General features: G+C 73.1%; 12 protein-coding genes and 1 pseudogene. 9 read left to right on the top strand and 4 right to left on the bottom strand.

Annotated features, from left to right (window positions below; all coding sequences use genetic code 11):
* Positions 1-8 precede the first annotated feature (8 nt).
* The 4 genes from ACFWP3_RS31970 (at position 9) to ACFWP3_RS31955 (ending at position 4,781) form a co-directional block, all read left to right on the top strand.
* Complete coding sequence (locus tag ACFWP3_RS31970) at positions 9-1,307, top strand: DUF6777 domain-containing protein (protein ID WP_384228010.1); 1,299 nt, start codon at positions 9-11, stop codon at positions 1,305-1,307.
* 7 nt (positions 1,308-1,314) lie between these two features.
* On the top strand, positions 1,315-3,378 hold the full coding sequence (locus tag ACFWP3_RS31965) for a SpoIIE family protein phosphatase (protein WP_384228008.1): 2,064 nt from the start codon (positions 1,315-1,317) through the stop codon (positions 3,376-3,378).
* Between the two features lie 114 nt (positions 3,379-3,492).
* On the top strand, positions 3,493-4,353 hold the full coding sequence (locus ACFWP3_RS31960) for an Fpg/Nei family DNA glycosylase (RefSeq protein ID WP_384228006.1): 861 nt from the start codon (positions 3,493-3,495) through the stop codon (positions 4,351-4,353).
* A gap of 26 nt (positions 4,354-4,379) precedes the next feature.
* Positions 4,380-4,781, top strand: a complete 402-nt coding sequence (locus tag ACFWP3_RS31955) for a hypothetical protein (RefSeq protein WP_384228004.1) — start codon at positions 4,380-4,382, stop codon at positions 4,779-4,781.
* Positions 4,782-4,803: 22 nt separating this feature from the next.
* Here ACFWP3_RS31955 and ACFWP3_RS31950 read toward each other — a convergent pair whose 3' ends face one another.
* Positions 4,804-5,304: a hypothetical protein gene (locus tag ACFWP3_RS31950; RefSeq protein WP_384228002.1), complete on the bottom strand. Its 501-nt coding sequence runs from the start codon at positions 5,302-5,304 to the stop codon at positions 4,804-4,806.
* Between the two features lie 207 nt (positions 5,305-5,511).
* Positions 5,512-6,051 (bottom strand): sigma-70 family RNA polymerase sigma factor, encoded by a 540-nt coding sequence (locus tag ACFWP3_RS31945; RefSeq protein ID WP_384228000.1) that lies wholly within the window; start codon positions 6,049-6,051, stop codon positions 5,512-5,514.
* A 289-nt stretch (positions 6,052-6,340) separates the two neighbouring features.
* Here ACFWP3_RS31945 and ACFWP3_RS31940 point away from each other — a divergent pair, with 289 nt between their 5' ends.
* Positions 6,341-7,543, top strand: coding sequence for a CapA family protein (locus ACFWP3_RS31940; RefSeq protein WP_384228051.1), 1,203 nt, complete (start codon positions 6,341-6,343; stop codon positions 7,541-7,543).
* A 32-nt stretch (positions 7,544-7,575) separates the two neighbouring features.
* On the opposite strand, the pseudogene ACFWP3_RS31935 reads toward ACFWP3_RS31940, so the two are convergent.
* Positions 7,576-7,725, bottom strand: a pseudogene (locus ACFWP3_RS31935) (universal stress protein); the annotation flags it as partial.
* 91 nt (positions 7,726-7,816) lie between these two features.
* Here ACFWP3_RS31935 and lysX point away from each other — a divergent pair.
* From lysX to ACFWP3_RS31920, 3 genes are all read left to right on the top strand, one after another.
* Positions 7,817-11,122, top strand: a complete 3,306-nt coding sequence (gene lysX, locus ACFWP3_RS31930) for a bifunctional lysylphosphatidylglycerol synthetase/lysine--tRNA ligase LysX (protein WP_384227997.1) — start codon at positions 7,817-7,819, stop codon at positions 11,120-11,122.
* 70 nt (positions 11,123-11,192) lie between these two features.
* A complete protein-coding gene (locus tag ACFWP3_RS31925) occupies positions 11,193-12,080 on the top strand; it encodes a polysaccharide deacetylase family protein (protein ID WP_384227995.1) in 888 nt (295 codons plus the stop codon).
* Between the two features lie 67 nt (positions 12,081-12,147).
* Positions 12,148-12,723 (top strand): dihydrofolate reductase family protein, encoded by a 576-nt coding sequence (locus tag ACFWP3_RS31920; protein WP_384227993.1) that lies wholly within the window; start codon positions 12,148-12,150, stop codon positions 12,721-12,723.
* An 81-nt stretch (positions 12,724-12,804) separates the two neighbouring features.
* Here ACFWP3_RS31920 and ACFWP3_RS31915 read toward each other — a convergent pair whose 3' ends face one another.
* On the bottom strand, positions 12,805-13,467 hold the full coding sequence (locus ACFWP3_RS31915; RefSeq protein WP_384227991.1) for a class F sortase: 663 nt from the start codon (positions 13,465-13,467) through the stop codon (positions 12,805-12,807).
* 364 nt (positions 13,468-13,831) lie between these two features.
* Here ACFWP3_RS31915 and ACFWP3_RS31910 point away from each other — a divergent pair, with 364 nt between their 5' ends.
* Positions 13,832-14,332, top strand: a complete 501-nt coding sequence (locus ACFWP3_RS31910) for a hypothetical protein (RefSeq protein ID WP_384227989.1) — start codon at positions 13,832-13,834, stop codon at positions 14,330-14,332.
* Positions 14,333-14,478: the final 146 nt, after the last annotated feature.

The following is a 14,478-nucleotide window of genomic DNA, read 5'->3' as shown; positions in this document are numbered from 1 at the left end:
AGATACACGTGCACGCACCGACACCTCCGACACCTCGTCAGGCGCCGCGTCGTCACGCACCGGCCGGCGCCGCTCTGTTGGCCGCCCTCGGCCTGTTCGCGGCGGGCTGCGGCGGCTCCGAGGACAAGCGCGGGAGCGCGGGATCCGAGAGCCAAGACGTATACCTCCAGCCCGTGGCCTCCGCGGGCCCCGCCCCCTTCACCGCCTCCTCGGCCACCGCCGAGTCCGCCCCCGTCCAGCCCCCGCTGCCCAACCCGACCGGACAGGGCATCCGCACGGTGAACGCGGCCACCCCCGGCCTGTACGGCGGCACCCAGCGGCTCGGCAGCTGCGACGTCGAACAGCAGGTCCGCTACCTGACCGAGGACGCCGCCAAGGCCCGCGCCTTCGCCGAGGCCTCCGACATCGAACAGGCGAAGATCCCCGACTTCCTCCGCGGTCTCACCCCCGTCGTGCTGCGCGCCGACACCAGGGTCACCAGCCACGGCTTCCGCGAAGGCGCCGCCGACGGCTTCCAGTCCGTCCTCCAGGCCGGTACCGCCGTCCTCGTCGACGAGCACGGCATGCCCCGGGTCCGCTGCGCCTGCGGCAATCCGCTGCTCGCGCCCCGCGCGCCCAAGGGCTCCCCGGTCCAGAAGGGCGACCCGTGGAACGGCTACCAGCCCAACCAGGTCGTCGTCATCGAACCCACCACCCACGTGATCGACAACCTGGTCATCGTCAACATCGCCGACAACACCTGGATCGAGCGCAAGCGGGGCGACGACGGCGCCCGGGACCGGCCCCCGCAGGTGCCGCCGCGGTACGACCCGGCCGACGGCATCCCCGACGGGCCCGTCACCCCGCCCGGGACCGTGCCCGCGGAGCCCTGCCCGAGCCCGACCGGCAACAGCCTCGCCCGTACGGCGCCGCCGACGCCGCGCGGCAACAGGCAGGGGGTACCGGCCCCGCCGTCCGCGGACTGCCCGCCCGGCTCGCCGGCCACCCCCTCCTCGCCGTCCGCTCCGGGCGACGGGCCGCGGCGCAGTCCCGGCCTGCCGTCAAACCCGGCCGCGCCGCAGCAGCCGCCCTCGGACGGGCCCTCGGGCGCGCTGCCGGAGGACCCCTTCGACCTGCCCTCGGACGCCCCCTCCGACGGGGCGGAGGACCAGGGCGATCCCTTCGACCCCTTCGGCCCCTCGGACCCCGCCGACCCTGCCGATCCCTCCGATCCCTCCGATCCCTCGGACCCCTCCGACCCCTATGCCGTCCCGGACGAGCAGCAGCCGTCGCCCTCCGACCCCGGCTACTCGCTGGAGAGCGCCTGACCGGCCCGTGTGTCATGGTGGACCGGTGCCGAGCTCCGTATCGCTGCCGGACGACTGGCCCGCGCACCCGGACCGGTCGCTGGCACTGAACCGCATGGGCAGCTTCGACTGGGACCTGGTCACCGGGCTCATGCACATGGACGCGGCGGCACTGGACGTCTTCGACACGGCCCCCCACGAGTACGACGGCCGGCCCGAATCCCTGTCGCCGCGCGTGCCGCCCGTCGAGGCCACCCGCCTCGACGCCCTGGTCTCCAGCGCCCTCAAGAGCAGCGAGGACAGCTACGGCGCCTACTTCCGCATCCGCTGCCACGACGGCCGGCTGCGCTGGACGCACACGCAGGGCCGCGTCATGCGCGGCCCCGACGGGCGCCCGTACCGGATCATCGGCATAGTCCGGGACGCCACCGACGAGCTCAGCCACTCCGCGGAACGCCTCGGCCTCGACGAGGAACGGCGCCGCCAGACCTCGGTGGTGGAGAGCACCACCGCCGCCCTCGCCCACGCCCGGACCGTCCAGGACGTCATCGACGCGCTCGGCGACGCCCACGGCCTGGAACGGCTCGGCTCGATGGGCATGGTGATGGGCCTGGTCGAGGCCGGGCGGATCCACCTCGTCGCCGAGGGGCCGCAGGGCAGCTTCGTGCCGGGGACGCGGTACACGCGCGTGGACGAGCAGTACCCGATGAGCGAGGTGGTCCGCTCGCTCCAGCCGCGGTTCCTCGACTCGGCGCAGGAGTTCGCCGCGGGCTATCCCGGGCTCTGGGCGAAGATCGAGTACATGCGGATCTCGGCGGCCGCCTATCTGCCGCTCATCGCCCAGGCCCGCCCGATCGGTGCGATCGGCCTGCTCTACCAGGACAAGGACGGCTTCACCCAGGACGAGCGGAACCTGCTCGTCGCCCTGGGCAGCAGCATCGCGCAGAGCCTGCAGCGGGCCATGCTGCTGGAGCAGGAGCACGACCTCGCCGAGGGCCTCCAGCAGGCGATGCTGCCGCGCCGGATCCCGTCGGTGCCGGGCGCGGAGATCGCCGTCCGCTACCGCTCCGCCCGGATGGGCCAGGACATCGGCGGCGACTGGTACGACGTGATCCCGCTGCCCGGCGGCCGGGTCGGCGCGGTCATCGGGGACGTCCAGGGCCACGACACGCACGCGGCGGCGGTCATGGGCCAGCTGCGGATCGTGCTGCGCGCGTACGCCGCCGAGGGCCACTCGCCGGGCACGGTCATGGCCCGGGCCTCGGTCTTCCTCCACGAACTGGACACCGACCGCTTCGCGACGTGCACGTACGCGGAGGCCGACCTCTCCACGGGCGTGCTCCAGCTGGTCCGCGCCGGCCACATCGACCCGCTGCTGCGCACCCGCGGCGGGGACTGCCGCAGGCTCCCGGTGGGGGGCGGGATGCCGCTGGGCCTCTCGGCGGAGTTCGGACGCCTGGAGTACCCGGTGACCACGGTCGAACTGGACCCGGGGGAAACGATCCTGCTGTGCACGGACGGGCTGGTGGAGCAGCCCGGCGCCGACCTGGACGACGGGATCCGGCTGCTCACCTCCCTGGTCCGCAGCGGACCCGCGGACCTCCAGCTCCTCGCCGACCGGCTGTGCGGGGTCGTCGAGGAGCGGGGCGGGGACGACGACATGGCGCTGCTCCTGCTGCGCCGCCAGGTGGAGGACACCCCGCAGGGCGGCGGCCGGCTCCAGCAGCACGTCGCGCCGGCGGACCCGGAAGCCCTGGTGGCGGCGCGCCACATGATCGGCGCGGCGGTGCGGGCGTGGGGCGCGCGGGAACGGTCCGACGAGATCGAGCTCGTCGCCGACGAGCTCATCGTGAACGCCCTGATGCACACCGACGGGCCGGCGATCGTGACCCTGCGGGTGCTGAACGGGCCCGAACGGCGGCTGCGGGTGGAGGTCGAGGACCGCTCCAGCGCCCTGCCGAGGCGGCGCGAGGCCGGGGAGTCCGGGGTGTCGGGGCGCGGGCTGATGCTGGTGGACCGGCTGGCGGACGTGTGGGGCGTGGAGTCGCGGGGCAGCGGCAAGTGCGTGTGGTGCGAGTTCGTGATGGGCTGACATCCGGCCGCCGTACGGTTCACGGGCTGACGCCGGGGCCGTACGGTTCACGGGCTGACGCCCGGGCCCGCCGTACCGTTCGCGTTCCGTCCGGGGCCGGGGCAGGCTGGGAGCATGCCGGAGCTGCCCGAGGTCGAGGCCCTGCGGGAGTACCTCGACGAGCACCTCACGGGGCGGGTCGTGGAGCGCGTCCTCCCGCTCGCGGTGAGCGTGCTCAAGACGTACGACCCGCCGCTGACCGCCCTCGAAGGGCAGACGGCCGGCGCCACCGCCCGGTACGGCAAGTTCCTGGCCCTGCGCATCGGCGGGCTCCACCTCGTCACCCACCTGGCCCGGGCCGGCTGGCTGCGCTGGCAGGACGCCGTGCCCGCGCAGCCGCCGCGCCCCGGCAAGGGACCGCTCGCGCTGCGCGTGGTCCTGGCGGACGGCGCCGGCTTCGACCTCACCGAGGCCGGCACCCAAAAGCGCCTCGCGGTGTACGTCGTGCACGACCCGCAGGAGGTGCCGGGCATCGCCCGCCTCGGTCCCGATCCGCTCGACGCGGCCTTCGACCGGGATGCCTTCGCCGCCCTGCTCACGGGCGAGCGGCGGCAGATCAAGGGCGTGCTGCGCGACCAGAGCGTCATCGCCGGGATCGGCAACGCCTACAGCGACGAGATCCTGCACCGTGCCAAGGTCTCGCCCTTCAAACTGGCCGCGTCCTTCGACGAGGAGCAGACCACCCGGCTGTACGCGGCCGTCCAGGACACCCTGCGCGAGGCCGTCGGCCGGGCGCACGGAGTGGCCGCCGGGCGGCTCAAGGCCGAGAAGAAGAGCGGGCTGCGGGTGCACGGCCGGGCCGGGGAGCCGTGCCCGGTGTGCGGGGACACGGTCCGCTCGGTCTCCTTCGCCGACTCCTCTCTGGAGTACTGCCCCACCTGCCAGACCGGCGGGAAGCCGCTCGCTGACCGGCGGCTCTCGCGCCTCCTCAAATAGCGGAGCGCTGCGTAGACTCCGGCCCCATGGCCGAGGACCAGCGGCAGCCGCCGCGGCGCGAGATCGTCACCGGGGTGCCCCGCGGCACGCGCCGCAGGCCGCCCGCGCACACCCCGGCCCGCTCGGAGATCTCCGAGCAGACCACCCTGGGCGCCACCTACGTACGGGCGCTGATGCGCAGCCAGCTCCGCGCGGGGCTGGGCGCGCTGGCCGGACTCGCGCTGTCGGTCGGGGCGCTGCCGCTGGTGCTGCTGCTGCCGCGGGCGGCGTCCGGGCCGCTGGTGTGGCTGGCGCTGGGCCTGCTGGTGTATCCGGTGATGTGGCTGATCGCCCGCTGGTACGTCGTGCGCGCCGAGCGCAACGAGGCGGACTTCACCGGCCTGGTGACGGACCCGGCCGAGGCCCCCGGGCCCCACCGCCGCGCGTAGGGGGTGTCGTGTCCGCCCGTCCTCAGAACAGGTGCATCGCCAAGTGGCCCAGCGGCAGGCCGAGCTGCCAGGCCGGGGTCCACACCCGCGCGTTCTCGTCCAGTCCCGGCGGGGTGTCGGCGTGCCCGTGCCGTCCCGGGTCGAGGTTGGTGGCGAACAGCTCCGTATGGTCCAGCCAGCGCCAGGCCGCCCGGGCCAGTTCCAGGTCCGGCTCCTCGGCGCGCCCGCGCTCGCGGGCCTCCTCGCCCAATGCGAGGAACCGGGTGTGCACCCAGTCGCGCCACGGGTGGCCGTACGCCGTCAGCGAGAGCCACTCGTCGAGCTGGGACACCACCCGGATGCCGGAGAGCTCCCCGGCCGCGTCCGAGAGGTAGATCGTCAGCGCGAGCGTGTCCCGCCCGGCCTGGAACTCCAGGGTGCTGACCGGGATCAGCCGGCCCGTGCGCAGCAGTTCGTCTGCGATGTACTCGGCGTAGAGCCAAGCCATGGGCACCGCGAGCCCGCCGTCACTGGTGCCGTTCATACCCTCGGGCTGCACCGTTCCACCTTCTCCCGCGCGTTCAGCGTCCCGCCGTCAGCCCTGAGCCTTCACCGAGCGGCTCGCCGGGCGGGGGATGTTTACTCAACTTGAACGCATCGATGCCTCATTCCATGCGGTTTGTGTCCGGTTAGCGCGCATTCGAGGCAGTACTCGGTCTCTTCGCGCGGAGGCTCCCGGTTCCGGCCGGGCTCAGGCGCCGAGTCCGTACCCGTACCCCTGGAGGTCCTTCCGCAGGGCGCGCAGGGCGTAGTACGTACGGGATTTGACGGTTCCGGCCGGAATGCCGAGTTCGGCGGCGGCCTCGGCCACCGAGCGGTCCCGGAAATAGACCTGCATCAGCACCTCGCGGTGCTCCGGGCCCAGCGAGCCGACGGCCCGCCGGACGTCGATCGCCGTGACCGAGCCGGCCACCGCGTCCACGGGGGCGGGCGCGTGCTCCAGGCCCTCGGGGTCCACCTCCTGCGGCCGTGACAGGCGGGCGCGCCGTGCGTCGATCGCGAGCCGCCGGGCCACCGTGAACAGCCAGGGCCGCATGGACTCGTGCTCGGTCGAGAGGACCTCGGGGTGCTGCCAGACCCGTACCAGGGTCTCCTGCACGAGGTCCTCCGCGCGCTGGGCGTCCCCGGCGGTGAGCCCGACCAGGAAACCGAACAGGGCCCGCCCGTGGTCGCGCTGGAGTTCGGCCAGCGTCTCGGGGTCGGTACGCCGAAGGACGGGGGAGAGCGGCACGAGGGGCTCCTTCCGAGGTGTGCGGAGGTCCGTGGGGGAGGTCGACGCACTCACCCTGACCTGCGAGGAGCCCCGACGGGAACCGTCCGGTCCGGCCGGTGCGCCCAAGCACCCGGGTCGTCCGGTGGGCGGCCGGGCCGGGCGGTGAACGGTCGAACGGCGCGGCGAACGGCAGCGGCCGATCGAGTGGCCGGGTGCCCGGCGGACGGATCCGTTCCTTGACTATTGACGTCTTGTTATATGGATTACGAGAGATCGGATAGTCGTACTGATGAGAGCCGGGCACGAGATGACCAAGCGCACCCGACAGGCCGCCGCCTTCCTCTCGGCCCTCCTGCTGTCCGCGGCCGCCGGCTGTTCGGCCGCCGGGGAACCGGCCCCGGCCCGCCTCGGCGAATCCGCCGGACCGGCCGCCTCCAGCGCCGCCGGGGCCCCCGCGGCCGCCGCGGGCAAGGGCTTCACCCTGGTCGCGAGCGGCGACGTACTGCCGCACACCTCGGTCATCCAGCGGGCGGCGAACGACGCGGGCGGCGACGGGCACGACTTCCGGCCGATGTTCTCCGGCGTCAAGCCCGTGGTCTCCGGGGCCGACCTGGCCCTGTGCCACATGGAGACCATCTACGGCGACGAGGACGGCCCGTTCTCCGGCTACCCCGCCTTCGTCTCCCCGCCGAGCGTCGCCGACGCGCTGAAGGACACCGGCTACGACGGCTGCTCCACGGCCTCCAACCACACCCTGGACGACGGGGCCGACGGGCTGCGCCGCACGCTGGACCGCTTCGACAAGGTCGGCCTGAAGCACGCCGGTTCGGCCCGTACGGCGGCCGAGGCGGCCACGGTGACCACGTACACGGCCGGCTCCGCCAAGGTCGCGCACCTCGCGTACACCTACGACACCAACGGGTACCCCATGCCGCAGGGACAGCCGTGGGCGGTCAACCTGATGGAACAGGACAAGATCGTCGCGGACGCGCGGGCGGCCCGGAAGGCGGGCGCGGACATGGTCCTGGTCAGCCTCCACTGGGGCACGGAGTGGCAGACCGCACCGGACGACCACCAGCTCTCGCTCGGCAAGGCGCTGACCGCCTCGCAGACGGGCGGACGCCCGGACATCGACATGATCCTGGGCACGCACGCGCACATCCCGCAGGCCTACGAGAAGGTCAACGGCACCTGGATCGTCTACGGCATGGGCGACCAGGTCGCGGGCGAGATGTTCAACTACTCCGGCGCGCGGGACATGCGCGGCAACTACGGCTCGATCGGCCGCTTCACCTTCGCCCCGCCGGCCGCCCCCGGACAGCGCTGGCAGGTCACCAAGGCCGAGTTCGTCCCGCAGATGATGGACCTCTCCATCGGCCGGGTCGTCAACCTGCCGGCGACCCTCGCCGAGAACCCCGGCCAGGACGAGTACGAGGCCGCCCAGGACGCCATCACCGAGGCCGTCCTCAGCCGCGGCGCGGCGAAGGACGGCCTGACGATGGCGAAGTAGCCCTCACGTCACGCCGGCGCCGCGCCGGCGCCTCACGGAACCACGGTCACCGGCCGGCGGCCCGCCTTCACCAGGCGGATCGCCACCGACCCCACGATGCGGTGGCCCGCCTGCTCCGAGGCGCCGACCACCACCGCGTCCGCCGTCAGCTCCTCCGCCGCGCTCACCAGGCCCGCCGGGGGCACCTCCCAGCGGTAGCCGGGGGAGGGTCGCCGCGGAAGGTGTCGCCTTCTCGGCGAGCGGACCGCCGCCGCCCTCCCTACAGTGCGAACCATGAGTGCCACCGTGGAGCAGACGCGCGGAACCCGGAACCGCTTCCTGAACCGGGTCCCCGACGGATTCGGCGCGTTCTTCGGGACGCTCGGTCTGCTGTGCGCCCTGCTGGCGCTCTCCCCGACGCTGCGGCGCCTGCTGAGGCACGTCGTCCGGTTCCTCGACCTCTTCGTCGTCCCGGTCAGCGCCAACCTCGCCTACGCCGTCTTCCTCTTCCTGCTCGCCGCCGCACTCGGCACCCGCAAGAAGGTCGCCTGGTGGATCGTCGTCACCTATCTGGCCCTGCTGATCCTCGACGACGTGATCGACATCGCCATCGGCGACCTGTGGATCGGCGTCCCCTCCATGGCGCTGGCCGTCGCCGCCATGGGACTGCTGATCGCCGCCCGCAACGAGTTCTACGCCGCCTCCCGGCCCGGAGCCCTGTGGCGCGCCCTGATGGTGCTCGGCCTCGGGCTGCTCGCGGCCGTCCTCGTCGGCTGGGGGCTCGTCGCCCTCTTCCCCGGCACCCTGCCCAAGGGCCAGTGGCTGGACTGGGCCGCCAAGCAGGTCTTCGGCGGCCTCTTCTCCGCCCGCCAGTTCGACGGCCGCCCGCCCCGCCCCCTGTACTTCCTGCTCGGCCTGTTCGGCGCCCTCGCCCTGCTGAACGCCGCCGCGACCCTCTTCCGCTCCCAGCGCCTGACCGCCGCCCTGCACGGGGACGAGGAGCCCCGCATCCGCGCCCTCCTCGGCGCGTACGGGCGGAGCGACTCCCTCGGCTACTTCGCCACCCGGCGCGACAAGGCCGTCGTCTTCGCCCCCAACGGCATGGCCGCCGTCACCTACCGCGTCGAAGCCGGCGTCTGCCTCGCCAGCGGCGACCCGGTGGGCGACCCCGCCGCGTGGACCCCGGCCATCGACGCCTGGCTCGCCGTCGCCCGCCGCTACGGCTGGCAGCCCGCCGTCATGGGCGCCTCCGAGGACGGCGCCACCGCCTACGCCCGCTCCGGCCTCAGCGCCCTCCAGCTCGGCGACGAGGCCATCCTGCACGTTGCGCACTTCGACCTCGACGGCCGCGACATGCGCGTCACCCGCCAGGCCGTCAACCGCGTCAAGCGCACCGGAGCCACCACCCTCATCCGCCGCCACTCCGCCCTCTCCGAGGACGAGATGCAGATGATCGTGGACCGGGCCGACCGGTGGCGCGACACCGAGACCGAGCGCGGCTTCTCCATGGCCCTGGACCGGCTCGGCGACGCCGCCGACGGAGACTGCCTGCTCGTCGAGGCCTTCGACGCCGAAGGGGAGCTGATCGCCCTGCTCTCCTTCGTCCCCTGGGGCAAGGACGGCATCTCCCTCGACCTGATGCGCCGCGACCGCACCGCCCCCAACGGGGTCATGGAGTTCATGGTCGCCGAGCTCTGCGCCGCCGCCCCCGGCCTCGGCGTACGCCGGATCTCCCTCAACTTCGCCGTCTTCCGCTCCGCCTTCGAGGAGGGCGGCCGGATCGGCGCCGGCCCCGTCCTGAAGCTGTGGCGCAAGCTGCTGCTCTTCTTCTCCCGCTGGTGGCAGCTGGAGGCGCTCTACCGCTCGAACGTCAAGTACGGCCCCGAGTGGTACCCGCGGTTCCTCTGCTACCAGGACGCCGGCTCGCTCGCCCGGGTCAGCCTCGCCTCCGGCATCGCCGAGGGCTTCGTCTCGGTGCCGAGCCTGCGCACCCTGTGGGGCAACGGACACCCCAAGGGCCTCACCGCCCCCGCCACCACCGAGGGGCTGCCCTCCATCGCCTCGCTGAACCTGGACGCCGTGGGGGAGGAGACCGCGGCCGCCCAGGCCGAGCGGCTCCCCGAACAGGTGCGCGTGCGCCACGAGAAGATGGAGCGCATCCGGGCCGCCGGCACCGACCCGTACCCCGTCGGCATCCGGCAGCGCACCCACACCGTCGCCGATTTCCGCACCGTCCTCCCCGACAGCCCGCCCCCCGGCACCCGCTCCGGGCAGCAGGCCACCCTCGCCGGCCGCGTGATGGTCGTGCGCGACCTCGGCGGGGTGGTCTTCGCCGTCCTGCGCGACTGGTCCGGGGACGTGCAGCTGATGCTCACCCGCGACGAGGCCGGGGCCGAGGTACTGGACTCCTTCACCTCCCAGGTCGACTTCGGCGACCACGTCGTGGCCAGTGGAGAGGCCGGCACCAGCAGGACCGGCGAACCGTCCCTGGTCGTACGGTCCTGGCAGCTCACCGGCAAGTGCCTGCGCCCCCTGCCCGACAAGCGCAAGGGCCTGGCCGACCCGGAGGCCCGCGTCCGGCGCCGCTACCTCGACCTCGTCGCGAGCCCCGACGCGCGCGACGTCGTACGGGCCCGCTCCAGCGCGGTACAGGCCCTGCGCCAGGGGCTGCTGGACCGCGGCTACCTCGAGGTCGAGACCCCGATGCTCCAGCAGATCCACGGCGGCGCCAACGCCCGCCCCTTCCGCACCCACATCAACGCCTACGACCTGGACCTGTACCTGCGCATCGCGCCCGAGCTGTACCTCAAACGGCTCTGCGTCGGCGGCATGGAGAAGGTCTTCGAGATGGGCCGCACCTTCCGCAACGAGGGCGTCTCCTACAAGCACAACCCCGAGTTCACGATGCTGGAGGCCTACCAGGCCTTCGCCGACTACGACGTGATGCTCGACCTCACCCGCGAGCTGATCCAGGGCGCCGCCACCGCCGCCTTCGGCTCGCCCGTCGCCCACAAGGCGGGACCCGACGGGAAGCTCGTCGTCCACGACATCTCCGGACCCTGGCCGGTCAAGACGATGTACGGGGCGATCAGCGAGGCCCTCGGCGAGGAGGTCGACGCCGACACCGAGGAGCACGTCCTGCGCAGGCTCTGCGACCGGGCGGCCGTCCCCCACGCCCCCGAGGACACCCGCGGCGACGTGGTCCTGGAGATGTACGAGCGGCTCGTGGAGGAGCGCACCAAACTGCCCACCTTCTACAAGGACTTCCCCACCGACGTCTCCCCGCTCACCCGCCAGCACCGCAAGGACCCGCGGCTCGCCGAGCGCTGGGACCTGGTGGCCTTCGGAACCGAACTGGGCACCGCCTACTCGGAGCTGACCGACCCCGTCGAACAGCGCCGCCGGCTCACCGCCCAGTCCCTGCTGGCGGCGGGCGGAGACCCGGAGGCGATGGAACTCGACAACGACTTCCTGGACGCGCTCGAGTACGCGATGCCGCCCACCGGCGGCCTCGGCATCGGGGTGGACCGCCTCGTCATGTTCCTCACGGGGCTGACGATCCGCGAGACGCTCCCGTTCCCCCTGGTGAGACGCGGCTGATCGGGTGAGGGGGGCGGGGCGCGTCCGCGCCTCTCGACATCCGCGGCGATGTCGTTGATACGTAGTAATAATGAAAAATGACGAGCCGACAGTAGGGCGACGCGTGCTCCTGCGTACCGCCGTCTTCCTCGGAGTCGCGGCCGCCGCCGGGCTGATCGACGCGGGCGGCGAGGAGGGCGGTGCGCCCCGGCCCGGCTCCGGCCCCGCCCCCGCGGGCGGACCCGGCCCGAACCCGGCCGCCGGGCCCCCGGGGATGCTCCCCGACGGGAGACTCGAGAAGTCCTACCGGCTGCGGCCGATGACCGCCGAGGCCCCCGCCCGGCCACCGCTCGCGAAGCCGGCCGTCCGCACCCGCCCCATCCTCGAACTGCCGCCCGGCGCCGCCTCGGGGAACTGCATGGTGCTCACCTTCGACGACGGGCCCGACCCCCGCTACACCCCCGGCATCCTCGACACCCTCGCCCGCTACGGGGTGCGCGCCGTCTTCTTCGTCTGCGGGGAGATGGCCACCGAGAACCGCGACCTGCTGCGCCGGATGGCCGCCGAGGGCCACGTCATCGGCAACCACACCTGGACCCACCCGCTCATCCCCAGGCTCAGCCGGCCCGCCCTCGTCTCCGAGATCGGCCGCACCAGCGAGGTCGTACAGCAGGTGGTGGGCGAGGCGCCCGTGTGGTTCCGGGCGCCGTTCGGGGCGTGGAACCGGGCCGCCTTCGAGATCGGCGCCGAACTCGGCATGGAGCCGCTCGCCTGGACCGTGGACACCCTGGACTGGAAGGAGCCCGGGACGACCACGATCATCTCCCGGGTCCTGGACGGCGCCGGGCCCGGCGTGATCGTGCTGTCCCACGACGCGGGCGGCGACCGCTCGCAGAGCGTCCGGGCGATCGGCTCGTACCTGCCCCAACTCCTCGCGCGCGGCTACCGTATGACCCTGCCGACGCTGCCGCCCCGCTAGGCGGTGTTCCCGGCGTGGCGGCGGCCGGCGGGCGTAGGGTCGGAGCCTGTTCCCGAGGAGGATTGCCATGCGCAGCGTGACGTACTCGATGGGCGTCTCCCTGGACGGCTACATCGTCGGGCCGGACGGAGGCATCGACTGGACGGATCCCGATCCGGACGTCTTCCGGTTCTGGATCGAGGAGATCCGGAAGATCGACGTCCACCTGATGGGGCGACGGCTGTACGAGACGATGCTGTACTGGGAGACCGCCGACCAGGACCCCTCGCTCGGCGAGGACGAGCAGGAATGGACCGCGCTCTGGAAGCCGCTCCCCAAGGTGGTGTTCTCCACCACGCTGTCGACGGTGCAGGGCCGTGCCCGCCTGCTCTCCGGCGGCCTGGCGGAGGAGATCCGGCGGCTGCGGGCCGAGCCGGGGGAGGGCGACATCGCGATCGGCGGCGCGACCCTCGCCGCCGAGGCGGCCGCGTCGGACCTGATCGACGAATACCAGATCATGGTCCACCCGGTACTGGTCGGCGGCGGCATCCCGTTCTTCGCCCGCGAAGAGCGCCGGGTGGATCTCGAACTCGTCGAGACCCGCACCTTCAACGCGAAGTTCGTCTACCTCCGCTACCGCGTGGCCCGCCGGGCCGAGTCCTAGACGTCGCCGAGATGCCGGGTGGTGGGCCGTCCGGCCGTGTCGCGGGCGGCCCACAAGACCGGCTCCGGCCTCCGGCTCCGCTCAGCGGGTCTCCACCATCCGGGCGAAGACGACCACGTTCCCGTCGTAGCCCCGGGACTTCGAGTAGCCCCCGCCGCACGTGATCACCCGGAGCTCCGCGTGCCCGGTGTCCCCGTACACCCGGGATCCGGGGAAGGCGTCCTTGGAGAACACCTCCACGCCGTACACCTCGAACACCGCCGTGCGCCCGTCGTACCGCTCCACCTCGACGTGGTTGCCCGGCTTGACGGAGCCCAGGCCGTAGAAGACCGCCGGGCCCTGCGCGTTGTCCACATGGCCGACGATCACCGCCGAGCCCCGCTGGCCCGGCGAGATGCCGTTGAGGTACCAGCCCGCCAGGTTGCGGTCCTGCGGCGGCGGGGCGTCGATCCAGCCCTCCGCGTCCAGCCCGACGGTCATCACCGGCGCGTCCACGTTGATCGTGGGGATCCGGATGCGCTGCACCGACGAGTGCTCCAGCACCTCCAGGTCCGCAGGCGCCTGCGGAGGGTTCGCCGGCAACTGGTCGGCCGTCACCGCGACGGCCGAGGCCGCGGTGGGCTGGGGCGGCCCGTCGTCGATGTCCACGCCGTTGCGCACCATCGCGAGGCCGCTGAGCATGACCAGGGCGAGCACGCCCCACGGTGAGAACTTGCGTGACTTCCCGGTCTCGTCCTCGCCCATCGTTCTCCCTTCCCGACGCGGGGGTCCCGACCCGCGATCCTGTCCCACCCCTGTACGCCCTACTTCACGCACGCTAAGGCCGCCCCGGCAGGACGGCGAGAGGGGAGGGGCGAACGGGTGGCCGCGGTCGGGAGGGGGCCGGAAGGGGTGCGCCCATCCAGGTAATCGTCACATAAATGCCTGACGGGTCGTGACCTGCGGATCCGTCAGCCACGGTGCCCGCGCTTCGGCGTGTCGCTCAACCGGGCGGCCCAAAGGCGGAAATGCGGAGGTTGCGGGCCGCCCCGAGGGTTCGAGATGGGAGGCGTTCTCGTCGATCATCCGGGGCCGACGCTCCGGGGCGCTTCCCGCTGGAGGTTCCACCATGCGTGTCTTGCGCGCTCTCACCGTGACGGCGGCAACCTGCGCCGCGATCGGCCTCAGTACTCCGCTCGCCTCCGCGAACCCCCCGCTCGGCGGGGGCAGCGGACCGAGCAACGTCTCGGTCAACCCGTTCGCCGTGCACCAGGGATCCACGATGCAGGTGAGCGCCTCGGGCTGCGGACACGGCGGCACCGTCACCTCGCACGGCAACTTTCCGCCGGCCAACCTGTCCGCGGGATCCATCGGCTTCGCCACCGTCCGGATCTTCAACCACGCCTCGCCGGGCAACCACACGCTGTCGGTCAAGTGCAACGACAACAGCCTCGTCGCGACGGCCCGCTTCCGGATCCTCCAGGGGCGGCCCTCGCAGGGCGGCATCGGCGGGTCCCTCGGCCCGTCCACCGCCGAGACCGCCATCGGTGCGAGCCTCGTCGGCGCGGCGGCCCTCGGCGCCGGTGCCCACGTGCTGCGCCGTCGCCGCCCGCTCCGCGGCCGGGTCTGACCGGCCGACCTCCCCGGTCAGTCCCTTCGGGGGTGTCTTCCGGGAACGCACCCCCTCCGCCGGTCGCCCCGGGTCCTGGCCAGGACCCGGGGCTGTGGCGTATACACAACAGACGCAGCCGACGATATGGGGGGTGTATATAACGG

Source organism: Streptomyces sp. NPDC058525, assembly GCF_042719495.1.
Classification (GTDB): Bacteria; Actinomycetota; Actinomycetes; order Streptomycetales; family Streptomycetaceae; genus Streptomyces.
Note: the sequence above shows the minus strand (reverse complement) of the source record. Positions and strands in the feature narration are given on the sequence as shown.

Bases quoted from the DNA above. Each gene is read 5' to 3' on its own strand.
- ACFWP3_RS31915 (WP_384227991.1), bottom strand. From the start codon at position 13,467: ATGGGCGAGGACGAGACCGGGAAGTCACGCAAGTTCTCACCGTGGGGC.
- ACFWP3_RS31940 (WP_384228051.1), top strand. From the start codon at position 6,341: ATGACCAAGCGCACCCGACAGGCCGCCGCCTTCCTCTCGGCCCTCCTG.
- ACFWP3_RS31955 (WP_384228004.1), top strand. From the start codon at position 4,380: ATGGCCGAGGACCAGCGGCAGCCGCCGCGGCGCGAGATCGTCACCGGG.
- ACFWP3_RS31925 (WP_384227995.1), top strand. From the start codon at position 11,193: ATGAAAAATGACGAGCCGACAGTAGGGCGACGCGTGCTCCTGCGTACC.
- ACFWP3_RS31920 (WP_384227993.1), top strand. From the start codon at position 12,148: ATGCGCAGCGTGACGTACTCGATGGGCGTCTCCCTGGACGGCTACATC.
- lysX (WP_384227997.1), top strand. From the start codon at position 7,817: ATGAGTGCCACCGTGGAGCAGACGCGCGGAACCCGGAACCGCTTCCTG.
- ACFWP3_RS31960 (WP_384228006.1), top strand. From the start codon at position 3,493: ATGCCGGAGCTGCCCGAGGTCGAGGCCCTGCGGGAGTACCTCGACGAG.
- ACFWP3_RS31950 (WP_384228002.1), bottom strand. From the start codon at position 5,304: ATGAACGGCACCAGTGACGGCGGGCTCGCGGTGCCCATGGCTTGGCTC.
- ACFWP3_RS31910 (WP_384227989.1), top strand. From the start codon at position 13,832: ATGCGTGTCTTGCGCGCTCTCACCGTGACGGCGGCAACCTGCGCCGCG.